The 22,318-nt window shown below is 68.1% G+C and carries 18 protein-coding genes and 1 pseudogene; 2 read left to right on the forward strand and 17 right to left on the reverse strand.

The features are described from left to right. Nucleotides 1-253: 253 nt before the first annotated feature. The 6 genes and pseudogenes from G7Z99_RS20085 to G7Z99_RS03400 form a co-directional block, all read right to left on the reverse strand. Nucleotides 254-1,135, reverse strand: a complete 882-nt coding sequence (locus G7Z99_RS20085; RefSeq protein WP_375139133.1) for a methyl-accepting chemotaxis protein — start codon at nucleotides 1,133-1,135, stop codon at nucleotides 254-256. Beyond that, a pseudogene (locus tag G7Z99_RS20090) lies at nucleotides 1,109-1,918 on the reverse strand (MCP four helix bundle domain-containing protein); the annotation flags it as partial. The pseudogene G7Z99_RS20090 and the gene G7Z99_RS20085, both read right to left, overlap by 27 nt. A 153-nt stretch (nucleotides 1,919-2,071) precedes the next feature. Continuing rightward, on the reverse strand, nucleotides 2,072-3,499 hold the full coding sequence (locus G7Z99_RS03385; protein ID WP_181092041.1) for an efflux transporter outer membrane subunit: 1,428 nt from the start codon (nucleotides 3,497-3,499) through the stop codon (nucleotides 2,072-2,074). Further along, on the reverse strand, nucleotides 3,496-6,675 hold the full coding sequence (locus G7Z99_RS03390) for an efflux RND transporter permease subunit (protein WP_181092043.1): 3,180 nt from the start codon (nucleotides 6,673-6,675) through the stop codon (nucleotides 3,496-3,498). Before G7Z99_RS03390 ends, G7Z99_RS03385 begins: the two co-directional genes overlap by 4 nt. 13 nt (nucleotides 6,676-6,688) lie before the next feature. Then, on the reverse strand, nucleotides 6,689-7,924 hold the full coding sequence (gene mexE / locus G7Z99_RS03395; protein ID WP_181092045.1) for a multidrug efflux RND transporter periplasmic adaptor subunit MexE: 1,236 nt from the start codon (nucleotides 7,922-7,924) through the stop codon (nucleotides 6,689-6,691). Between the two features lie 398 nt (nucleotides 7,925-8,322). Beyond that, on the reverse strand, nucleotides 8,323-8,490 hold the full coding sequence (locus tag G7Z99_RS03400) for a hypothetical protein (protein ID WP_181092047.1): 168 nt from the start codon (nucleotides 8,488-8,490) through the stop codon (nucleotides 8,323-8,325). Nucleotides 8,491-8,632: 142 nt separating this feature from the next. On the opposite strand from G7Z99_RS03400, the gene G7Z99_RS03405 reads away from it, so the two are divergent. After that, the gene (locus G7Z99_RS03405) at nucleotides 8,633-9,169 is read left to right on the forward strand and encodes a sterol desaturase family protein (RefSeq protein ID WP_181092049.1); all 537 of its coding nucleotides are present in this window, start codon (nucleotides 8,633-8,635) and stop codon (nucleotides 9,167-9,169) included. Here G7Z99_RS03405 and crtB read toward each other — a convergent pair. The 5 genes from crtB to fni are packed head-to-tail and all read right to left on the reverse strand — an operon-like array spanning nucleotide 9,051 to nucleotide 14,988. Further along, nucleotides 9,051-10,043: a 15-cis-phytoene synthase CrtB gene (gene crtB, locus G7Z99_RS03410; protein WP_181092051.1), complete on the reverse strand. Its 993-nt coding sequence runs from the start codon at nucleotides 10,041-10,043 to the stop codon at nucleotides 9,051-9,053. The genes G7Z99_RS03405 and crtB overlap by 119 nt on opposite strands. Beyond that, entirely contained in the window at nucleotides 10,040-11,530 is a 1,491-nt protein-coding gene (locus G7Z99_RS03415; RefSeq protein ID WP_181092053.1) for a phytoene desaturase, read from the reverse strand. Before G7Z99_RS03415 ends, crtB begins: the two co-directional genes overlap by 4 nt. Then, on the reverse strand, nucleotides 11,527-12,693 hold the full coding sequence (gene crtY, locus G7Z99_RS03420; protein ID WP_181092055.1) for a lycopene beta-cyclase CrtY: 1,167 nt from the start codon (nucleotides 12,691-12,693) through the stop codon (nucleotides 11,527-11,529). The genes G7Z99_RS03415 and crtY overlap by 4 nt, the downstream gene beginning before the upstream one ends. After that, nucleotides 12,683-13,963 (reverse strand): glycosyltransferase, encoded by a 1,281-nt coding sequence (locus G7Z99_RS03425; protein WP_181092057.1) that lies wholly within the window; start codon nucleotides 13,961-13,963, stop codon nucleotides 12,683-12,685. The genes crtY and G7Z99_RS03425 overlap by 11 nt, the downstream gene beginning before the upstream one ends. Continuing rightward, a complete protein-coding gene (gene fni / locus G7Z99_RS03430; protein WP_181092059.1) occupies nucleotides 13,960-14,988 on the reverse strand; it encodes a type 2 isopentenyl-diphosphate Delta-isomerase in 1,029 nt (342 codons plus the stop codon). The genes G7Z99_RS03425 and fni overlap by 4 nt, the downstream gene beginning before the upstream one ends. Before the next feature lie 257 nt (nucleotides 14,989-15,245). Here fni and G7Z99_RS03435 point away from each other — a divergent pair, with 257 nt between their 5' ends. Beyond that, nucleotides 15,246-16,133, forward strand: a complete 888-nt coding sequence (locus G7Z99_RS03435) for a polyprenyl synthetase family protein (protein ID WP_258196940.1) — start codon at nucleotides 15,246-15,248, stop codon at nucleotides 16,131-16,133. 365 nt (nucleotides 16,134-16,498) lie between these two features. Here G7Z99_RS03435 and G7Z99_RS03440 read toward each other — a convergent pair whose 3' ends face one another. Genes G7Z99_RS03440 through ligD form a run of 6 tightly spaced genes read right to left on the reverse strand, consistent with a single transcriptional unit; the run spans nucleotide 16,499 to nucleotide 22,301 of the window. Then, nucleotides 16,499-17,182 (reverse strand): glycosyltransferase, encoded by a 684-nt coding sequence (locus G7Z99_RS03440; protein ID WP_181092063.1) that lies wholly within the window; start codon nucleotides 17,180-17,182, stop codon nucleotides 16,499-16,501. Next, nucleotides 17,179-17,778: a class I SAM-dependent methyltransferase gene (locus G7Z99_RS03445; RefSeq protein ID WP_181092065.1), complete on the reverse strand. Its 600-nt coding sequence runs from the start codon at nucleotides 17,776-17,778 to the stop codon at nucleotides 17,179-17,181. The genes G7Z99_RS03440 and G7Z99_RS03445 overlap by 4 nt, the downstream gene beginning before the upstream one ends. Continuing rightward, entirely contained in the window at nucleotides 17,775-18,530 is a 756-nt protein-coding gene (locus G7Z99_RS03450; RefSeq protein ID WP_181092067.1) for a PIG-L deacetylase family protein, read from the reverse strand. Before G7Z99_RS03450 ends, G7Z99_RS03445 begins: the two co-directional genes overlap by 4 nt. After that, nucleotides 18,527-19,558: an acyl-CoA dehydrogenase family protein gene (locus tag G7Z99_RS03455; protein ID WP_181092069.1), complete on the reverse strand. Its 1,032-nt coding sequence runs from the start codon at nucleotides 19,556-19,558 to the stop codon at nucleotides 18,527-18,529. Before G7Z99_RS03455 ends, G7Z99_RS03450 begins: the two co-directional genes overlap by 4 nt. After that, nucleotides 19,555-19,803 carry a hypothetical protein gene (locus G7Z99_RS03460; RefSeq protein ID WP_181092071.1) on the reverse strand — a complete coding sequence of 83 codons (249 nt, stop codon included), beginning with the start codon at nucleotides 19,801-19,803 and terminating at the stop codon, nucleotides 19,555-19,557. The genes G7Z99_RS03455 and G7Z99_RS03460 overlap by 4 nt, the downstream gene beginning before the upstream one ends. Beyond that, nucleotides 19,803-22,301 carry a DNA ligase D gene (gene ligD, locus G7Z99_RS03465; protein WP_181092073.1) on the reverse strand — a complete coding sequence of 833 codons (2,499 nt, stop codon included), beginning with the start codon at nucleotides 22,299-22,301 and terminating at the stop codon, nucleotides 19,803-19,805. Before ligD ends, G7Z99_RS03460 begins: the two co-directional genes overlap by 1 nt. Nucleotides 22,302-22,318 lie beyond the last annotated feature (17 nt).

Below are 22,318 nucleotides of genomic sequence, written 5' to 3' on the forward strand. Positions count from 1 at the left end.
GCGCCGGACCGGCCGCGATGGGCCGCAAAGCGGCCCCAGAAATCGATCAGCAATACAGCATCTGAGCACTGCCAGCTATCGCCATGTTCTCTGCGCGACAGCGCGGCGCCGGGGCGGCGGGCGAACTCCCACAGGCTCGTAATGGCCGGTCTCTACTGCCGCATCAGTGGATGACTGGCTGATCGGCCCAAGGCGCATTCCCCACACGCTTTCCCAGCCCCCTGCCCATAGCGTTGTCCCGATGACAGAAGGGTCACGTACGGAAGCGCGCCACCATCTGGTTGAGGTTGACCGCCAGTTGCGACAATTCCCCGCTGGCGATCAGGGTTTGCCGTGTGCCTTCGCTGCTTTGCAGCGCCAGGTCGCGGATGCTGACCAAGGCGCGGTCTATCTCACGGGCTACATAGGCCTGCTCTTCGGAGGCCGTCGCGATCTGCTGGTTGCGGTTGTCGATCATCTGCGCGGCGTGGGTAATCACGTGCAGCGATTGCCCGGCATCGTCTGCCGTGCCTTGGGTCGTGCTCACTTCACGCAAGCTGTCGCCCATGGCCGTGACCACGGCGGTGCTGTGAGACTGGATCGAAGCAATCATGTCCTTGATTTCGCCGGTCGAGGTTTGAGTACGGTGCGCCAGCGCGCGCACTTCATCCGCCACTACCGCGAAGCCGCGGCCTTGTTCGCCCGCACGGGCAGCCTCGATGGCGGCGTTCAGGGCCAACAGGTTGGTCTGTTCGGCGATGGCCCCGATCACACCCAATACCTTGCTGATGTCCTGGGTTTGCCCGGCCAATTGCTGCACCTGCTCGGCGGTGAGGTCGACGCGGTCTTTGAGGCTGCGCATGGCCGCCAGGGTCTGCGTCACCTTCTGGTTACCCGCTTCGGCCGCGACGGTTGAATCTTTGGCCGCTTGTGAGGTAGAGGTGGCGTTACGCGCCACTTCCTCGACCGCCGTGCTCATCTGGTTCACCGCTGTCGCGGCTTGTTCGATCTCGCTGTTCTGCTGGTGCAGCGTGCGGCTGGCGCTTTCGGTAATGGCCGTCATCTCGACCGCGGCGGCGCTCAATTGCGCCGAGGCGTCAGAAATTTCACCGATGGTGGTGCGCAAGTTGCCTTGCATGGCATTCAGCGCCGTCATCAACCGGCTGGCTTCATCGACACCTACCACTGCCACGGAGGCGCGCAGGTCGCCCTGGGCGATGTTCTCGGCCATCGACAGCGACGCGGCGAGCGGTACCACGATGCTGCGGGTGAGCAGCACCGCGAGCACGAGCGTGAGCAATAGCGCTGCGGCCACCACCACGGCAATCACGACGTTGCTATGGGTATACACGTCGGTGGCCTCTGCACCCGCCGCCGCAGCGCCCTCCACATTATGCTCGCGCAGGCGGGTAAGCTCTGCCTGGTAGGCCTCGGCATGCATCTTTTGTTCAGTGTTCGCGTACGCCACCGCCTGGTCATGGTCGGTGGCATCCAGCGCGACGATGTGCGCCAGCCCATCCAAGAAGGTGGTCATGCGTGTGGCGGCCGCTTCGAAGGTCTGGCGTTCCTGTTCGCTCGACACCAGGTGCTGGCGGTAATAGTCGGTGCGGTCGTTGAGTGCGTCGCGGGCACTGTTCAGTTGGGCGATGGCGGCTGTGCGGTCCTCCGGCCGGTTGGCAGCCAGCAGGCGGATGCTCTCCAGCCGCGCCTTCAGCACTGCGATCTGGATATCGTCAGCGGTTTGGGTACTGGCCAACCAGTTGTTTTCGATCGCCTGTTCGGTACTGCGCAGCTTGCCCAGTTGCAGGTAAGCGAACCCGCCCAAGGCAATCACCAGCAGGGTGATCAGACCAAAACACAGGGAGGCCCGAGGGGCAATGTTCAGTGAGCGAAGGTTCATCAGTGCGGTTCCGGCAGTGGCCTCGCCTGCCGAGACCATGCCGCATTATCGGCCGCTTGAAGGGGAACATGAGAGCGGGTGAAAGCATCATCCATGCAGACGCTTCGCACGCTGAGCGCCGTTCTTGCAGAGAGTCGACGTGCAAGAGAGCGGCCTGTACGCCTAGGCGAACGACAGGCCGCTCGCCGCTCGCTACCGCGCCGCGAGCGTACCGGGCGAGCCAGTGGCCACGTCCCAGCCGCCCCCCAGCGCCTTGTAGATCGCCACGACCCCCTGATACAGCTCGACTTCGCCCAGCGCCTGGGCGTCTTCGGCGGCCAGGCGTTCGCGTTCGGCGTCGAGCAGCACCAGGTAGTCGACGGTGCCTTCGCGGTACCGGATCGAGGCCAGCTCGGCGGCCTTGCGGCTGGCCTCGCTCTGGCGCATCAGGGCGCGCACGCGTTGCTGGCGCTTGCCGTAGTCGCTGAAGGCGTTCGACGACTCTTCCAGGGCCAGCAGCACCTGCTGCTCGTAGTTGGCCAGTGCGCCTTCGGCCTCGGCCTTGGCGCCGCGCAGACGCGCCCGCACGCTGCCCAGGTCGAAGGCCGGCCAGGTGATGCTCGGGGCCAGCGTCCAGGCCTGGGCCGCCGAGCTGCCGATCTGCGACCCGCGCCCGGCAGTGAAGCCCAGAAAGCCGCTGAGGCTGACCCGCGGGAACAGGTCGGCCGTTGCCACGCCGACCTCGGCCGTGGCCGCCGCCAATTGCCGTTCCGCGCTGCGGATGTCCGGGCGGCGGCGCAGCAGTTGGGCGGGATCGCCCACCGGCAGCGCCTTGGCGATCGCCGGCAGGCGCTGGGGCGACAGGTCGATGCTCAGTTGCTCCGGGCGCTGCCCGAGCAGGGTGGCGATGCGGTTGCGTGCGCGGACCTGCTCGGCCTGCAGCTGCGGCAGGCTGGCCTCGACGGCGGCCAGGCGCGCCTCGGCGCGGACCACGTCCAGCTCGTTACCGACCCCGGCGTCGCGCAGGGTCTCGGTGATCCGGCGCGAGTCCTGCTGGGTCTTGAGGTTGTCGGCGGCGATGCGCTCACGCAGCTGGGCGCCGCGCAACTGGCCGTAGGCATCCACCAGCTCGGCGATCAGGCTGACCTGCAATTGGCGCAGGTCGGCCTGGGCGGCGTCCTCGCGGGCCTGGCTGGCTTCCAGCTGGCGCTGGATGCGCCCGAACAGGTCCAGCTCCCAGGCCATGTCCAGGCCCAGGTCGTAGCGTTCGCTGTTGACCCGGCGATCGGTCTGCCCCGGGATCTGGCCCTTACCCAGCGTGCTGCTGGCGCCGCTGGTCACCACCGGCAGGTCGTCGTTGGCTACGTCCTCGCGGATGGAACGCGCGGCCTTGAGCCGGGCGAAGGCCACGCGCAGGTCGCGGTTGCCGGTCAGCGAAGCCTGCACCAGGCGATCCAGGGTCGGGTCCTCGAACTGGTGCCACCAGGCGCTTTCGAAGCGCGCCTGGTCGAACCGAGCCGTGCCCTGCGCCGCGTCCAGGCGCGCCGGCTCAGGCTGGGGCGCACGGTAGTCGGGGCCGACCGCACAGGCCGACAGGGCCAGCACCAGCAGGCTCGGAAGGAAAGGGCTGAACCGCATCATGCCTGGGTCTCCTGCAGCGGGGTGTGGGCGACCCGGCGCGCCTGGCGTCGTTCGACGTGGCGGCGGATCAGGAAGAAGAACACCGGCGTCAGGAACAGGCCGAACACCGTCACGCCGATCATCCCGGAGAACACCGCCACGCCCATCGCATGACGCATCTCGGCGCCGGCACCGGAGGAGAACACCAGCGGCACCACACCCATGATGAAGGCGATCGAGGTCATCAGGATCGGGCGCAGGCGCAGACGGCACGCCTCCAGCACCGCAGCCAGCGGGTCGAGGCCCTCGGCCTGTTTGTCCTTGGCGAACTCGACGATCAGGATGGCGTTCTTGCACGCCAGCCCGACCAGCACGATCAGGCCGATCTGGGTGAAGATGTTGTTGTCACCCCCCGTGAGGATGATCCCGGTGATTGCCGACAGCAGCGTCATCGGCACGATCAGGATCACCGCCAGCGGCAGGCTCCAGCTCTCGTACTGCGCTGCCAGCACCAGGAAGGCCAGCAGTACGCACAGCGGGAACACCAGCAGGGCGGTGTTGCCGGCCAGGATCTGCTGGTAGGTCAGCTCAGTCCACTCGAAGGTCATGCCGTTGGGCAGCTCGTCGGTCAGCAGGCGCGCCATGGCCGCCTCGGCCTGACCGGAGCTGTAGCCGGGCGCCGCTGCGCCGTTGATCTCGGCGGTGATGAAGCCGTTGTAGTGCATGACCCGGTCGGGACCTGAGGTGTCGCTGACCTTGAGGAAGGTCGCCAGCGGGATCATCTCGCCACGGTCGTTGCGCACCTTGAGCTGGCCGATCTGCTCGGCATCCAGGCGGAACTGCTGCTCGGCCTGCACGTTGACCTGGTAGGTCCGGCCGAAGCGGTTGAAGTCGTTGGTGTACAACGAGCCCAGGTAGATCTGCAGGGTGTCGAAGATGTCGTTGATCGCCACACCGTGGGTCTTGGCCTTTTCACGGTCGATGGCGGCATCGACCTGCGGCACGTTGACCTGGTAGCTGGTGAACAACCCGGCCAGTTCCGGCACCTGCTGGCTCTTGGCGATGATGTTCTGGGTTTCGTGGTACAGCGCCTCGTAGCCCAGGTTGCCCCGGTCTTCGATCTGCACGCGGAACCCGCCGATGGTGCCCAGGCCCTGCACGGGTGGTGGCGGGAAGATCGCGATGTAGGCGTCCTGGATGTCGGCGAACTGCGCGTTGAGCGCGGCGGCGATCGCCTGCGCCGACTGGCTCGGGTCCTTGCGCTGGTCGAACGGCTTGAGCGGGGTGAAGACGATGCCGCTGTTGGGGCTGTTGGTGAAGCCATTGATCGACAGGCCCGGGAAGGCCACCGAATCAGCCACCCCCGGTTGCGCCAGGGCGATCTCGCTCATGCGCTTGATCACTGCCTCGGTGCGGTCCAGGCTGGCAGCGTCGGGCAGTTGCGCGAAGGCCACCAGGTACTGCTTGTCCTGCGCCGGGACGAACCCGGTCGGGGTCGAGGCGAAGCCCAGGTAGGTCAGGCCCATGAGCCCGGCGTAGATGAACAGCGCGATGCCGCTGGAGCGGATCACCCGGCGCACGCCGCCGACGTAGCGGTGGCTGGCGCGGTCGAAGAAGCGGTTGAACGGGGCGAACAGCCAGCCGCCCAGCAGCCGCTCGAGCAGGCGCGAGAAGCGGTCCTGTGGCGCATGGTGGTCCTTGAGTAGCACGGCGGCCAGCGCCGGCGACAGGGTCAGGGAGTTGAACGCCGAGATCACCGTGGAGATTGCGATGGTCAGGGCGAACTGCTTGTAGAACTGCCCGGTCAGCCCCGAGATGAACGCCGCCGGCACGAACACCGCGCACAGCACCAGCGCCGTGGCGATGATCGGCCCGGTCACTTCGCTCATGGCCTTCTGCGTGGCGTCCAGCGGAGCCAGGCCCAGGCCGATGTTGCGCTCCACGTTCTCCACCACCACGATGGCGTCGTCGACCACGATGCCGATGGCCAGCACCAGCCCGAACAGCGACAGGGCGTTGAGCGAGAAGCCGAACAGGTGCATCACCGCGAAGGTACCGATCAACGAGACCGGCACGGCCAGCAGCGGGATGATCGAGGCGCGCCAGGTCTGCAGGAACAGGATCACCACCAGCACCACCAGCACCAGGGCTTCGAACAGGGTGTGCACCACCGCTTCGATCGAGCCGCGCACGAACACCGTCGGGTCATAGACGATGCTGTAGTCCATCCCCTCGGGGAACTCCTTCTTCAGCTCGGCCATCTTGGCGCGCACGTCGTTGGAGATGTCGATGGCGTTGGAGCCGGGGCGCTGGAAGATCGGCAGGGCCACGGCCGGCTGGTTGTTCAGCAGCGAACGCAGGGCGTACTGGCTCGACCCCAGCTCGACCCGGGCGATGTCCTTGAGGCGAGTGATCTCGCCGTCGGCGCCGGCCCGGATGATGATGTTCTCGAACTCGTCCTCGGTGACCAGACGGCCCTGGGTGTTGATCGACAGCTGGAAGCTCGAGGCGCCCGGTGCGGGCGGGGCGCCCAGCTGGCCGGCAGCGACCTGGCGGTTCTGCTCACGGATCGCCGCGACCACGTCACTGGCGGTCAGGTTGCGCGAGGCGGTCTTGTTCGGGTCGAGCCAGACACGCAGCGAGTAGTCGCCCATGCCGAACAGCTGCACGTCGCCCACGCCACCCAGGCGTGCCAGCTCATCCTTGATGTTGAGGATGGCGTAGTTGGACAGGTAGAGCATGTCGTAGCGGTTGTCCGGCGAGGTCAGGTGCACGACCATGGTCAGGTCCGGCGAGGCCTTGTCCACGGTGATGCCGATGCGCGTGACCTCTTCGGGCAGCTTGGGCTGGGTACGGGTGACGCGGTTCTGCACCTGCACCTGGGCGTTGTCCAGGTCGGTGCCCAGGGCGAAGGTGATGGTCAGCGTCAGCTTGCCGTCGGCGGTGGACTGCGAGGACATGTAGAGCATGTGCTCGACGCCGGTGATGGCCTGCTCCAGAGGCGCAGCGACGGTCTCGCCGATGACCTTGGGGTTGGCGCCAGGGAAGTTGGCGCGCACCACGACGGTGGGCGGCACGACCTCGGGGTATTCGCTGATCGGCAACTGGAACAGCGCGATGCTGCCGGCGATCAGCAGGATCAGGGAAAGCACCGCGGCGAAGATCGGCCGGGTGATGAAGAAGCGTGAGAAGTTCATGGGGTTCGATCCTTCAACCGCGCGGTGCCGGGGCACTGGCGAGTTTCACGGCGGCGGCGGGCTGCCCGGCCTGGCTGGCTTGCAGGGCCTGGCGTTGGCGGGCGAGGGCGGCCAGGGTGGCGTCGCTGGCCATCGGCGTGTCCTGGGGCGTGACCGTCGAGCCGGGGCGCACGCGCTGCAGGCCCTTGACCACGATCCGGTCGCCCTTGTGCAAGCCGTCGCGCACGATGCGCAGGCCTTCGAGCTTGGGACCCAGTTCAACGCTGCGGTAGCTGGCCTTGCCGTCGGCATCCATCACCAGCACGAATTTCTTGCCCAGGTCGGTGCCCACGGCCTCGTCGTTGATCAGCACCGCCGAATACGTGGCGCTGCCGACCAGCTTGAGGCGCGCATACAGGCCGGGGGTGAACTGGCCGTCACGGTTGTCGAACACGGCACGCCCGCGGATGGTGCCCGTGCGGGGGTTGACCTGGTTGTCGACGAAGTTCATCTGGCCCAGGTGCGGCGTACCGGTCTCGTTGGACAGGCCCAGGTAGACCGGAGTCGTCTGCCCACGCTGGCCGTCGCGGGCCAGCTGCGTGTACTTGAGGTAGACCCGCTCGTCGGCGTCGAAGTAGGCATAGACCTTGTCGGTGGAGACCACGCTGGTCAGCGGCGTGACGTCGGCGGTGACGATGTTGCCGGCGGTGAACTGGGCGCGGCTGACACGGCCACTGATCGGCGCGGTGACGCGGGTGAAGCTCAGGTTCAGGCGTGCCAGGTCCAGCTGCGCCTGGATCGCCGCCACACCCGCGCGCGCTTCGGCGGCGGCGCTGCTGCGCGATTCGGCCAGCTCGGCAGAGATGGCGTTGCTGCTGCGCAGGCGTTGGCCGCGCTGGGCTTCGTTCTCGCTGCGACTGGCCGAGGCACGGGCCTGTTGCAGTTGCGCTTCGAGCTGGCGGACCTGAGCCTGGAACGGGCGCGGATCGATCTGGAACAGCAGGTCACCCTTGGTGACCTGGGCACCCTCGGTGAAGGCGACACGGTCGATCTGCCCGGAGACGCGTGGGCGCACCTCGACAGTCTCGGGCGCTTCGAGGCGGCCGGTGAACTCGTCCCATTCGGTGATCGGTTGTTCCAGCACCTGGGCCACGCTGACCGTCGGTGCACTGGCAGGCCGAGCGGTTTCCGGCGCCTGGCCGCATGCGCTGATCACCACGGCCGCGAGAGCGGCCAGGGGATAGCGCAGGGATGTGAGTGAATGTTCCATGGAAAGATCCGCCAGAGTGAAGAAAGTGGGCGGATTCTGCGCGGCGCGCGCGGGGGGAACGAATCGAATGGGGCGAAGGTTATTATCACCGGGAGTGATGGGTTGGCGGGTGGGCATGTCCGGCAGGCATGGAACAGTCGTCGGCGCGAGGGTGAAGCTTCCATCGCCTTCGCGGGCAAGCCCGCTCCCACAGGGTGGACTGCCAGTGCAGGTTGGCCTGACACCTGAAGTGGCGGGTTCCAGCGGACCGCGAAGAACCCGCACGTTCACCCTTGCCTGAACAAGCTGGGCGTGCCCCTACGGGTATGGGAGCGAGCTTGCCCGCGATGCAGGCGGTGATGAACCGGACACTGTTGCGGGCGAGCCCGCTCCCACAAGGCCCTGTGACAGCCTGTGCCTCAGCCGCTGGACTGATCTTCCGGCGCCACCTGGCCCTCCGGCCAATCGGGCCCTTTCTTGTGCGGTGGGTCATCGGGGTGGGGGACGTAATTGCCCGGTTCCAGGTCGGTGTCATCGACGTAGGGATCCTTCGGGTAATCCTGGTCCGGTTCGGTGGGGTCTGCCATGGCTGCTCTCCATCAATGAATGGGTGGCTTGCTTGCATTAGGCTACAGTCACGTCAAGCTGTTCACTTCCGTCACGGGCACACGGAACCGTCGCCCCTGGCAGGCACTCCATTCCTGCAACCGTTCGCGCCATCGAGGCCTCATGCTCATCAACACCCTGACCTTTCTGGTATCGCTGGCCGCCATGGAAGGCATCGCCTACCTGGCGCACAAGTACCTCATGCATGGCCCTGGCTGGGGCTGGCACCGTTCGCACCACGAGCCGCGTCAGGGTTGGTTCGAGAAGAACGACCTGTTCGCGGTGGTGTTCGCCGGGCTGGCCATCGTGCTGATCGCCCTGGGCAATGCCGGCTGGAACCCGCTGGAATGGGTCGGTGCCGGGATGACCGCCTACGGGCTGCTGTACTTCGTCGCCCACGACGGCCTGGTCCACCGTCGCTGGCCGTTCCGCTACGTGCCGCGACGCGGGTACTTCAAGCGCCTCTATCAGGCCCACCTGATGCACCACGCCGTGCACGGCCGCGAGAACTGCGTGTCCTTCGGGTTCCTCTACGCGCCGCCTATCGATCGCCTGCGGGCAGAATTGCGGACGCGGCAGGGCGGTCCGTTGCGTCGCCCATCGCGGGACGCTGCCACAGATGAGGGTCGCGTGGCCTCGCCGGTCGTAACCGAGAAATGAGCGCCTGGCCCAGGCCGATGGCACAGGCGCCGAGCTTTTCCGCCTTCGAGGTGCTCAGGCGTCCGTCCCAGGCCTGCGCCCCGGTCGCCCTGACCTTCAATCCGATGCGCCGGTAGACCCGCGCCGCCGTGGCCACCGCCCACGCCGAACGCCAGGGCAGGGCGCCCATGCCGTCGCGGGCGCTGGCGTAGTACGGCTCGGCGTGCTCGACCAGACGAATCGCCACCTGCGCCAGGGCGTCCCGCTGTGCTGGCGCGGCCAGCTGTTCAGGTGCGATCCCGGCGTCATCCAGCCATTGACGAGGCAGGTAGCACCGCCCGACCTTGGCGTCCTCGACGATGTCGCGGGCGATGTTGGTCAACTGCATGCCCAGCCCCAGGTCGCAGGCATGGTCGAGCACGCGCTCGTCGCGCACGCCCATGATCCGCGCCATCATCAGGCCGACCACGCCCGCGACGTGATAGCAATAGCGCAGGGTGTCGTCGAGCGTGACGTAGGCCTGGCCCTGCACGTCCATCGCGAAGCCTTCGAGCAGGTCGAAGGCCTCGCGTCGGCGAATGCCATGGCGCCGGGCGACGTACTGGAAGGCGGCGAAGGCCGGTTCGTGCATCGGCGCCTCGCCATAAGCCGCCAGGGTCTGTTCGCGCAGGTGCACCAGGCGGCGCGCCGCCTCGGCCGGGTCGACCGGCTGCGCATCGTGCCCGGCCTCCTGGCCGTCGATCACGTCATCGCAATGGCGGCACCAGGCGTAGAGCATCACCGCGCTGCGCCGGGTCGAGGGCGCGAACAGCCGCGCCGCTGCCGCGAAGCTCTTGGAGCCGACGGCGATGCTGCGCTCGGCATGGGTCAGCAGCGCCTCGTCGCCTGTCGTCATCGATGCAGGTCCTCGATCATCAGCCCGGCAGTGGCCTTGGCCGAGGCGATCACCCCCGGTACGCCGGCGCCTGGATGGGTACCGGCGCCCACCAGGTAGAGGTTCTCGACCCGGGCGTCGCGGTTGTGCGGACGGAACCAGGCGCTCTGCTGCAGCACCGGCTCCAGCGAGAAGGCCGACCCCAGGTGCGCGTTGAGCGTGTCGCGAAAATCCAGCGGGGTGAAGATGCGGCTGGTCACCAGATCGCGGCGCAGCCCTGGCATGTAGTGGCGCTCGAGGTACTCGAAGATCCGGTCGCGGTAGGCCGGCCCTTCCACCGTCCAGTCGACCTCGGCGTTGCCCAGATGCGGCACCGGCGCCAGCACGTAGTGCGCCGAGCAGCCGGGCGGTGCCAGGCTCGGGTCGGTGGCGCACGGTGAATGCAGGTAGAGGGAGAAGTCGTCGGCCAGCGCCGGGCCGTTGAAGATCGTGTCGATCAGGCCCTTGTAGCGGGCGCCGAAGCACACCGTGTGGTGCTCGAGCTGCGGCTGCGGGCGCGACAGGCCGAAGTGGATGACGAACAGCGAGTTGCTGAAGCGCTTGCCCTGCAGGCGCTGGCCTTCGGCGCGCCCGCGTGGGTGATCGCCCAGCAGCTGCTGGTAGGTGTGCACCACGTCGGCGTTGGAGGCCACCGCGTCGGCCTGCCAGTGGCGGCCGTCGTGGGTGCGTACACCGGTCAGGCGATCGCCCTGGGTTTCCAGCGCCGCGACGTCGGCGTTGAGCGCCAGCTCGCCGCCCAGGTCCTGGAACAGCCGGACCATGCCATCGATCAGGGCCCCTGTGCCGCCCTTGGGGAACCACACGCCCCACTGGCGCTCCAGGGCGTGGATCAAGGTGTAGATCGACGAGGTGGCGAACGGGTTGCCGCCGACCAGCAGCGCGTGGAACGAGAACGCCTGGCGCAGCTTGTCGTTGCGGATGAAGCGCGACACCATGGAGTAGACGCTGCGCCAGGCCTGCAGGCGCATCAGTTGCGGGCCGGCCTGGAGCATGTCGCGCAGGGACAGGAACGGCACCGCGCCGAGTTTCACGTAGCCTTCGTCGAACACCGCGCGCGAGTAGTCCAGAAAGCGCCGGTAGCCGTCCACGTCGGCCGGCTCCAGGGCCTGGATCTGGCGCTCCAGAATGGCCTGGTCGTTGTTGTAGTTGAAGACCGTGCCGTCCTCCCAGCACAGGCGGTAGAACGGGTCGACCGGCAGCAGCTCGACGTAGTCTTCCAGGCGCTTGCCGGACACCTCGAACAAGGCCTCGATCGCGCTCGGGTCGGTGATCACGGTCGGGCCGGCATCGAAGGTGAACCCTTCGTCCTTGTACACGTAGGCCCGTCCGCCGGGCTTGTCGCGGCGCTCCAGCAGCGTGGTCCGTACGCCGGCGGCCTGCAAGCGGATGGCCAACGCCAGGCCGCCGAAGCCTGCGCCGATGACGATTGCCGATTTGCCAGGGTTCATCGATGCTCCTTGAAATGCCTTGGGGAATGTCGCCACGCGGCGACGACGGCTTCACCGACCGGAACCGGTGGCTTGCCCATGAGAATCCGACTGCGGTCGCGCCAGGTGTTGCGACCCGCGTAGAAGCGTTCGATCAGCCCGTCGGGCAGCTGGTAGAAGCGCTGCATCACCTGCCAGCGCGCTTCGGGCCGCCCGGCCAGGAACAGCATGCGGTTGAGTAGACGGTAAAAGCCCTGGGTTCGCCAGTGCTCGCGGGCATAGGCCCGCATGCCGGCCGCCAGGGCCGCGGCGTCGTCCAGAGGCTGGGCGACCAGCCAGTCGGCCAGGCGCACGGCATCGGGCAGCGAGTAGCCGGTGGTGCTGTGGTACAGCCCGGCGCGCAGGCCGCTCAGCGGTTGCCCGTCGGTGGCGTCCCAGAAGGCCTCGACGTCGCCGGCCAGGGTGATCGGCAGCACGCCGTGCTCCTCGCGCAGGCACTCGGCGATGGTCCAGCCCTGGTGCTGCGCGTACTTGGCGATGTGCGCGCGCAGCTGCTCGGCGCTGGTGCGGTGCTGGTCCACATAGTGAGTGTCCTCGATCAGCACGGTGTCGGCCGAGAACGGCAGCACGTAGACGAAGCGGTAGCCGTCGTGCTGGGCCACGCGAGCGTCCATGATGATCGGGGCGGTCAGCCCGTGAGGGCGTTCCAGGCGCACCAGCTGGCCGAGGAAGGCCTGGTAGCCCAGCACCAGGTGCGGGCTGCTCGGCGCGCCCCGGCCATCGATGACCACCTTGGCGCGCAGGTGTCGGCCATCGGCCAGGCGCACCTCGGTCGGGGTCAGCGCGTGGATCGACTGGTTCAGCTGAAGGCTGTCGCCCAGCGCATCGGTCAGGACCTGGGCGAAACGCTCGCCGGTGATGCTGGCGTAACCGCTGTGCAAGGTGCGGCTGTAGGCCGGGAAGTGCACCCGGTAACTGGGCCAGCGCCGGCTTACGAAGGGCGCGATCCACTGCTGCTGGTGCACGCTCAGGTCGGTCAGGTGGAACGACCAGGTATGGCTGCCGCCCAGCGTCTCGGCCTGCTCCAGGCACAGCACGTTCAGCTCGGGGCGGCACTGACGCAGCCGCCAGGCGATCAGGCCGTTGGCCAGGCCGGTGCCGGCGAGAATCAGGTCATAGGTCATCGACGGTTTCCAAAGGTGAAGACGTGGGCACGCCCAGGGCGGCCTCGATCAGGTCTGCGGCACGCGGCGCCCCGCCACTGGCGGCCAGGGCTTCGGCCTGCCGGGCATGGGCGTGGGTCGGCAGGGTGAGCACCTGACGCAGGGCGGCGGCGATGCGCTTGGCGCTGGCGTGGCGCGACAGGCACAGGCCCAGGCCATGGTGCGCGACCCGGGCCGCCACGCCGTGCTGGTCGAAGGCGATGGGCATGACCAGCATCGGCGTGCGTGCGACGATGGCGTCCAGCACGGTGTTCAGGCCGCCATGGGTCACCACGGCATCGGCCTGTTCCAGGATCCAGCGCTGCGGCGCGAAGTCGGTCACCCAGCTGGCGCCGCAGCGCTGCAAGGTCGCCTCCTGGGCAGGGCCGAGGCCGCCGCAATGGGCCACCAGCAACTGGACGTCCAAGGCTCGGCAGGCGCGGGCGATGCGCTGGAACTGGCGCAGCCGTCCGCCCTGCAGCGTCCCCAGGCTGGCGAACACCAGCGGCCGGGCCGGGTCGATGGGCCAGGGGCCTGGCCGGTCGGGCAGGGCGCGTCGTAGCGGCCCGACCGGGTGCAAGTGCGCTGGCGCTGCCTGGCGCGGGAAGTCCAGCGCGGCCGGTGTCTGGCTCAATTGCAGCCGCGGCGACAGGTAGCTGTGCAGGCCGCGGCGCGGGGGCACCCCCAGGCGCCGGGCACCTTGCATCAGCGCCTCGTCCACCGGCTTCATCAGCCAGTCGTAGACCTGCGTGCTGGCGTGGCAGCGGCGCAGGCTGTAAGGGTCCTGGCCAGGGGCGAACGGCATCACTGGCAGGGGCAGGCCGGCTTCGCGGTTGACCGGCAAGGCGCAGGCCAGGGAAATGAACGGCAAGCCCAGCGCCTCGGCCACCAGGCCGCCGGCGCCTTCCATCTGGTCGCAGAGCACCGCCTCGATGCGCTGGGCGGCGAACGCCGCGGGCAGGTGCTCGATGAACAATCGACTGGTGTCGGCCAGTTGGCGAATCAGTCGGTGCAGGGCCCAGGGGGTCGAGGGCGATGCGGCCAGGCGCAGCTGTGCATCCAGCGTGCCAGGCGGGTGACTGCCCAGGCCGATCGACTCGAAGCCAATGCGCCGGTCCTGCAGCCAGCGCGCCGCGTCGGCCTGGTGAAAGAAGGTGACGCGGTGACCGCGGTCGAGCAACGCGCCCGACAGCACCTCGAACGCCTGGAAATGGCTGGCATAGGCAGGCGCCACCACGGCGAAATGGGTCATGGCAGCAGGCGCGCCTGGCGCAAGGCAGCCAGGTCAGCCGACCCGGTGCAGAAACAGGCAATGCGCAATTGCTGCAGGATAACGCGGAAGTGTTCGATCACTGCCTCGGTGGAGTCCGTGGCGGCAACCAGCACGCCGGCTGCCTGGCCGACCAGGTCGGCGCCCAGGCGGATCGCCTTGGCAGCGTCCAGACCGTTGGTGATGCCGCCCGAGGCGATCAGCAGCGTGTCGGGCAGGGCGTCACGCACCTGGCGCACGCAGGTGGCCGCCGGGATGCCCCAGCCGGCGAAGGCGTCGGCCACGGCGCGGTCGCTGGCCGATACAGCACGTTCGGCTTCCACCGCCGCCCAGCTGGTGCCACCGGCGCCAGCCACATCGATCACCTGCACCCCGGCCGCCACCAGCTGGCGTGCGACCGCCGCCGAAATCCCGGCCCCGACCTCCTTGGCGATCACCGGCACCGGCAGCGCCTGGGTCAAGCGTTCCAGCTGCGCCAACACCCCCCGCCAGTCGCGGTCGCCTTCCGGCTGCACGGCTTCCTGCAAGGGGTTGAAGTGGATGATCAGGCCATTGGCCTCGAGGCTGTCGACGGCGCGCTGTGCCAGGTCCAGGCCATCGGGCTGGAGCAGCTGCGCCGCGCCCAGGTTGCCCAGCAGTGGAATGCGCGGGGCGAGCCTGCGCAGTTCGCGGGTCAGGCCGTGGTCGTGCACCGAGGTCAGGCTGACCCGCTGCGAACCGACGCCCATGGCGATGCCCAGCTCTTGCGCAGCTTCGGCCAAGTGTCGGTTGATATGGGTCGCGCGGCGCGCGCCGCCGGTCATGGAACTGATCAGCAGCGGTGCGTCCAACGGGATGCCCAGCAACTGGCTGCGCAGGTCGATCCGGGACAGGTCCAGCTCCGGCAGGGCACAGTGTTCGAAACGCACCGCCGACCAGCCGGCCTCGACAGCGACGGTCGCGCGGCGCGGGTCCAGCACGATGTCCAGGTGTTCATCCTTGCGACGGGTCAGGTCGGGTTCGCGCATGCTTGCTCCAAGTAACCAGGAATCATCGGTACGGCGTGTTGTCAGTGCACATGGGTGTTGTACAAGATCGGTAGGGCTGTACAGCTTTGAATCGCATCAAGGCTCAGGCAACGCCGCATTGCAGACGTTCCCGACAGGCCGAAAAACCTTGAGCTACGCTGAAGACGTGAGCGACAGGTCCGTTTCGACGCCGTACATTCACCACCAGGCCCGTCAGGGGCTCGATCATACGCACAGAGGGAACGATGGCCGCACACTTGTCCGCAACTATAGACACAGGGATCGACATTCACCTGCAGCAGCTGCGTGATGAATTGGAGCGTCGGCTCGACAGCCTGCTGCCAGCAGCGGGCAATGAACGCGACCTGGTGGCGCTGGCCATGCGTGAGGGCACCCTGGCACCGGGCAAACGCCTGCGTCCGCTGTTGCTGATGCTCGCTGCCGAAGGCCTGGGCGGCCCGGCACAGGCCGCACTGGACCTGGGCTGCGCCGTGGAGATGGTGCATGCCGCCTCTTTGGTGCTGGACGACCTGCCGTGCATGGACGATGCGCTGATGCGCCGTGGGCGCCCGACGGTGCACCTGACCTTCGGCCAGGACGTGGCGATCCTGGCGGCGATCGCGCTGCTGTCGCGGGCCTTCGCCGTGATCGCGGCGATCGAGGACGTCCCGGCCCTGGCACGCACCCAGCTGGTGACCCGGTTGTCCGAGGCCGTGGGCAGCCAGGGGCTGGTGCAGGGCCAGTTCCAGGACCTGCACGACGGGGCCCAGGCACGCACGGCGGCCCAGATCGCCACCACCAACCAGCTCAAGACCGGGGTGCTGTTCAGTTCCATTCTCGACATGGCGTGCATCATCAGCGATGCCTCGCCCCACTGCCGGGCGCTGCTCGGGCAGTTCGCCCAGGACCTGGGCCAGGCCTTCCAGTTGCACGATGACCTGTGCGACTGCGATCCGGCCAGTGGCAAGGACCCGGGCAAGGATGCCGGCAAGTCGACGTTGGTGGCGCTGTGTGGTGAGGCCGAGGTGCGCGAGCGGCTGCTGGAGCACCTGGCACGGGCGGATGACTGCCTGGCACAGAGCCTGGGAGGGAGTGATACCTTGGGGCGGTATGTGCAGGCGATGTTTGCCAAGATGCGGGGGTGAGGCCGGTGGCTGGCTTGGCTGAGGGAGTGTGGGTTGTCTGACACATTGATGTAGCTGATTTTGCGGGCCCTGCGGGCCCGATCGCGGCACAGGGGCCGCTCCCACAGGTGACCGCGACAGCCTGCAATCCCGCGGTGGGGCTACGGGTGTGAAAGCGGCCCCAGAAATCGATCAGGGATTAAAGCCTCTGAGCCATGCCAGCTATCGTCATGTTCTCTGCGCGACACTGCGGCGCCAAGGCAGCGGGCGGGCTCCCACGGGAACCGCAATGGTTGCAACGCTGCGGCGGGGCTACGGGTGTGGGAGCGGCCCCTGTGCCGCGATCGGGCCCGCAGGGCCCGTAAAATCAACCACGCGGTATCATTTCAAGGCGCTGCCTGCACTGTCGCCGCCACCACCGCTTCCAGTCCGCTCAGGTAATCCCCGAACCCTTCCCGCGCCCGACAATCACGCCGACTGCTGGTGGCCACGCTGTGCCGGGCCGTCCAGACGATCTGTGCGCCATGCGCTTCCAGCGCCTTGACCAGGTGCACGTCCTCGTGCGCCGCCAGCGCCGGAAACCCGCCGACCTGCCGATACGCCTCGGCCGACACACCCAGGTTGGCCCCATGCACGTGCCGGTGCCCCTCGATGGCCTGGTAACGGCTGTTGTACAACTGCCGCAACGCCACCCCCTGCCACGGCTGCCAGCGGTCGATGTGCACGGTGCCGCACACGGCGTCGGCGGCGCAGTGCACTTGCCAGGACAACCAATGGGACGGCACACGGCTGTCGGCGTCGGTGCAGGCCAGCCAGCGGGCACCGCGTTCGAGCATGAACGCAGCACCCGCGCGACGTGCCACGCCGACATTGCCGGCATCCACCTTCAAGGTGTGGACGCCATGGCGCCGGGCGATCGCTTCGCTGCCATCACTGCAACGGTCCAGCACCACTACCACTTCGACCCGATGCCCGGCCTGCTCGACATCCAGCATCGCCAGCCGCACCGCGCGCAGGCAATGCCCCAGGCGCCTGGCCTCGTTGTGCGCCGGGATGACCACACCAATCATGCGCAGGTCTCGTCGAGGTCGACCACGCTCGGCTGGCAGGACCAGTACTCGAGCAGGAAGTCCGCTTCTTCGTGGCGGAACACGGAGTACAGCGGCAAGTGCTTGGCCAGCAGGTCGTGCACCTCGCGGCCATCCTGCGGGCAGCCGGCGATCGGGTGGCGCCAGTGGCAAGCCAGCAGGCCGCCGTCGTAGGTGAGGCTGGCGACCGACTGCTCGATCACCTGCAGCCATTCGGTCGGGTTCAGGTAATACCCCACTTCACTGAGCACGATCAGGTCGAAGCTGCCGCCTGGCCAGTCCGCGGGCAGGTGACCCTGTTCGACACGGGCGTTGGCGAACCCGGCCAACCGTGCCCGCGCCAGATCGACGGCATTGGGGTCCAGGTCCTGGCAGAGCAGGGTGGCGCAACGTTCGGCGAGCAGGGCGCTGAGCTCGCCGTTGGCACAGGCCGGCTCGAAGATGCGCTCGTAGCATTGGCGAGGCAGGCTGGCCATCACCAGGTCGCGCTTGCGCCGCTCGTACCAGCGCGTACGAAAGGCCCAGGGATCGTCATTACCGGCATACAGGTCAGCGAAGTATTGCGCGTCGAGGCTCATAGAAATACCAGTTCGAAAGGTTGCAGAAGGCAGTCCAGCAACAGCGGCGGGACTACTGCAGGGCGGTCGCCATCGGGTTGAAGTTGAGTGACATGGGCTTCGATGGCCTCGCGCTTGCGTGCCAGGCGTTGCGGGTCCAGGCGCACCCGGCGCGCGCGTGACCAGGGCAGGCGTGGGTCTTCCGGCGTTGCCCAGTGCCAGGCCCAGACCGGGATCTCGCACAAGGTCGCCTGCCGGGCCACGGCCGCCTGGGCGCAGGCGCGGCCGATGGCCTCATGGTCGCAGTGACCATCGCCGCGCCAGGTGGTGATCAGCAGGTCGCCCGGTGCCAGCAGCCGGGTCAGGTGATTGACCAGGTAGGCCTCGTCGTGGGCGACGCCGCCGTCGGTCAGGTTCAGGCGCTCCCAGGTCAACGCATTCAGGTCGAGCTTGAGCCGCTGCAGGGCATGCCGGCTTTCCTGGACGCGCTGGCGACGCAGGGCAGACGGGGGCCAGTGGGCAGAGCCTGGGTGACTGCCTTCGCCATCGGTGGCAGAAATGAGGATCAGGTCCTGTTCGCGCCCCTCGAACCCCGCCATCAGGCCGCCGGCCATGAGGATCTCGTCATCCGGGTGCGGAGCCACGATCACGGTGCGGCGACCCGGTGCGCACAGGGCCTCGGGTTCGATCCAGCCGGCACGTGCCAGGTGGGCCGAGTGCTTCCAGTCGGACCAAGGTCGCCCCTGGCTGGCCTGGATCAGGTTTTCGGTCATAGTCGCCAAGCCTTCTCTGGAGTGTCGATGAGCTGCTCGCCCAGGCCCGCCAGGTCACGCTCGGCATGGCTCTGGCGCAGGTAAACCGGCAAGTCCGCGCTCAACCGCGCGAAATGGGCGTTGCGGCAGAAAGGCGTGGCGCCCAGGGCGCGACCGACGTGCTCGATGACCTGGGTTGCGGCGTGCTCGACGTGGGCGCGGGTCCGGCACACCGGGTGCCGGGCATCGGCCTCGGGTTGGGCGTCGATCCAGGCCGCGCAGTCGCGCAGCGCCGCTCGCGCCCCGAACAGGGCGGCGTCCACGGCGCCCAGGTGGGCCAGGGCATGCGGGTCGTGGCGGCGGGCCTGGCAATGGGCACGCAAGTGCTCGGCCAGCGCTTCGGCCGCCCCGTACCAGCACGCCGCGATGCCCGCGCCGCCGTGCCAGAACCCCGGGCGTGACAGATACTGCCCCGGACCGCCCACGGCGATCCCGGGGGTGTCATCGAACAGCACCTCGACGCTGGCGGTGCCGGCCATGCCCACGGCCTGCCAGCCGTCGGCGTGCAGGCGCAGGCTCGGGTCCTTGAGGTCGATGGCGACCAGCTGCGGTCGATCGTCCTCGCCCCAGGCCGTGATCAACGCCCGGTCGATCTGCTGGGCTCCAGAGCACCAGGCCTTGCGCCCCTCGAGGCGCACCTGGTCACCGTGCTGGGCAACGATGCGGGCGCGCGCATCGGGTGGCTCGGCCGCCCAGACGCCCCACAGCTCGCCCTCGACCAGGTGCGCGCCGGCACACTCGGCGAGGATCGCCAGGGCATCGGTGTGGCCTTCGTAAAGCTTCGCCAGGGCCAGGTCGCACCCAGCCACCTGCGCCAGGGTCTGCCAGCGCTGCAAGGTATGGCCCTGGCCAGGCAGCGGCAGCCGGTCGAGTTCGGCGTCACGCAGCAGCCCCATCAGTTCGGCCAGGCGCGGTTCGGGTGTGATCATGCGCAGGCGCTCGGCGAAGGCAGTGAGCAACGGGCCTAAGGCAGTGGCGGTGGGCTTCATGAGGTGGCCTGCGTCAGGGTGTTCTTCTTCCAGCCCCTGAGGTTCATGCCGCAGAGCACGAACTGCAGCACGATCAGGGCCCAGGCCTGCAGTTGCCAGCCCCACACCACCCACAGCAGGTTGCTGGCGATGAAGCAGCAGAACCCCACGCGGCGGCGGTTGGGGCGGCGTGAGCCGATGCACCAGGCCGCCAGCACCGTCAGTGCCATGGCCGGCCATTGCAGCAGGTCGATCAGTTCTTGCATCAGGTCATTCCCATTGTCTTGCGCATCTTCGCGGTGATCGATTGGCGAACGCTCCAGAACGCCGCCCATGGGTCCTGCGGCTGACGCAGGCGTTCACCGATGTTGCCCAGGTGCCAGTGGTTGGCACCCTTGAGCGTGGGGAGTTCCTCACGATCGATCGGCACCGACACCGGCAGGCCTTCCCGGGCACGCAGCGAGAACGGGCAGACCGTGGTCGCGCCACGGCCGTTGCGCAGGTAGTCGATGAAGATCCGGCCCACCCGGTTCTGCGGTCCGGCCACCCCGGACAGGCGCTCGGGGAACAGCCTGGCCAGGTGATCGACCAGGGCATGGGTGAAGTCTTTCACCTCGTCCCACCCCGCGCGGCGCGTCAGGGGCACCACCACGTGCATGCCCTTGCCGCCGCTGGTCTTGAGGAACGCCTGCAGGCCCAACTCGTCGAGCAGGGTCAGGGTCAGCTGGGTGGCTTCGACCATGGCTTTCCAGGGCAGGGCCGGGTCGGGGTCCAGGTCGAGCACGAAGCGGTCCGGTCGGTCGAAGGCCTTGTCGGTGGCGTTCCAGGTGTGCAGCTCCAGGGTGTTCATCTGCACGGCGCCGAGCAGGGCTTCGGGGCCGTCGATGATCATCACCGGCTGCCCGACCTCGGTCTTGGGATAGGTGCGCAGCGCGGGAATCTTCAAGTGCCCGGCGTTCTTCTGGAAGAACAGCTCGCCACCCAGCCCGTCCGGGGCGCGCACCAGCGCCACGGGGCGTGCCTGGAGGTGCGGCAGGATGCGCTCGGCGACCGAGGCGTAGTAATCGGCCACCTGGCGCTTGGTCAGGCCGTGACCGGGGTCGATCACCCGCTCCGGGTGCGTCAGCCGCAAGGTGCTGCGCAGTGCGGGCCGGGCGACCTCGGCCGAAGGCAGGGGGCGCTCCAGGTCGATGGCTTCGGCGGGTTTGTCGTCCCGCACGCCATGGAACACCGCGTGCCGGACCAGCCCTTCACGGGTCATCTGCGCATAGGCGACCTCCGCCAGCAGGTGCGGACGCAGCCAATGCACGCCTCGGGCCTGGGCACCGGTGGGCGGGTTGGCCAGTGGTGTACGTTCAGCGTGCAGCGGCGTCAGGCGCTGATGAAGCCCATCGAGCGTCTCGGCGGTGAACCCGGTGCCCACCCTGCCGGCATAGCGCAGGGTGTCGCTGTCCGGGTCGTGCAGTGCCAGCAGCAGTGCACCGAAGCGGCTGCGGCTGCCTTTCGGGTCGGTGTAGCCGACGATCACGAATTCTTGACGCTGCTTGCACTTGAGCTTGATCCAGTCCTGGCTGCGGCGACCGCTGTACAGGCTGTCAGCGCGCTTGCCGATCAGGCCTTCGAGTTGCAGCGAGCAGGCGCTTTCGAGCAGGGAATCGACCGGCGCGTCGAAATCCTGGGAGTACTTGAGCAAAGGGCTGTCGCTCTCGGCCAGCAACGCCTGCAGCGCCTCGCGTCGGGCGCTGAGCGGTTGCTGGCGCAGGTCCTGGCCACCGAGGTAGGGCAGGTCGAACACGTAATAGCTGATGGCCTCGCTGTGCGCCGTGTCGAAGGCGTTCTGCAGGGCCTGGAAATCCGCATGCCCTTCAGCGTCGGTGACCACCACCTCGCCGTCGAGCCAGGCCGAGTCCACGCCGAGTGCCCGGAGCGCTTTCACTTGATGAGGCAGCTTGGCGCTCCAGTCGTGACCGCTGCGGGTGAACAGGCGTACATCGTCGCCGTCGAGACGCGCCAGGATGCGATAACCGTCGAACTTGACCTCGTAGCGCCAGTCGCCTTCGGGCGGTGCGTCCACCAGCGTGGCCAGCTGGGGGTCGAGCATGTCCGGGAGCGTGCGCTTGCCCGACGCCGACGAGCGCGCGTGCGTCGTTCTAGCGGCCTTGGCCGAGCGCTTGGCAGTGGAGGAGGTGGCGGGCGATGCCTTGGGCGCGAGCGTGCGGTCACTGACCACGCTGTCCGGCAGGGCTTCGACGATACGGTAGTCCGCCTCGCTGCGCGCCTGGTCATCATGGGACTTGACCAGCATCCACTGCTCTTTCTTGCCGGCCAGGCGGGTGCGGAACAGGTTCCAGGTCCCTGAGAGTTTCTCGCCGTTCAGGCGAAAGCGCAGCTTGCCCTTGTCGTAGGCCGCCTGGGGGTCGCCTTCCGGCTCCCAGGTGCCACGGTCCCAGACGATGACGTCGCCTGCGCCGTAGTGCCCGTCGGGGATATGCCCTTCGAACGCGGCATAGTCGAGGGGATGGTCCTCGACGTGCACGGCCAGGCGCTTGACCGAAGGGTCCAGTGAGGGCCCCTTGGGTACCGCCCAGCTCTTGAGCGTGCCGTCCAGCTCCAGGCGGAAATCGTAGTGCAGATGGCTGGCGTCGTGTTTCTGGATGCAGAACTGCAAGGCGTGGCGCGTCGTGTCGCCCTGGGTGTCCCCAGACGGCTCCGGCGTGGCGGCGAAGTCGCGCTTGCGTTGGTATTCCTGCAGAGGCTTGGCCATGGTCGCGTCCCCGTGCG

It is taken from the genome of Pseudomonas entomophila, from assembly GCF_013523165.1.
GTDB lineage: Bacteria > Pseudomonadota > Gammaproteobacteria > Pseudomonadales > Pseudomonadaceae > Aquipseudomonas > Aquipseudomonas entomophila_A.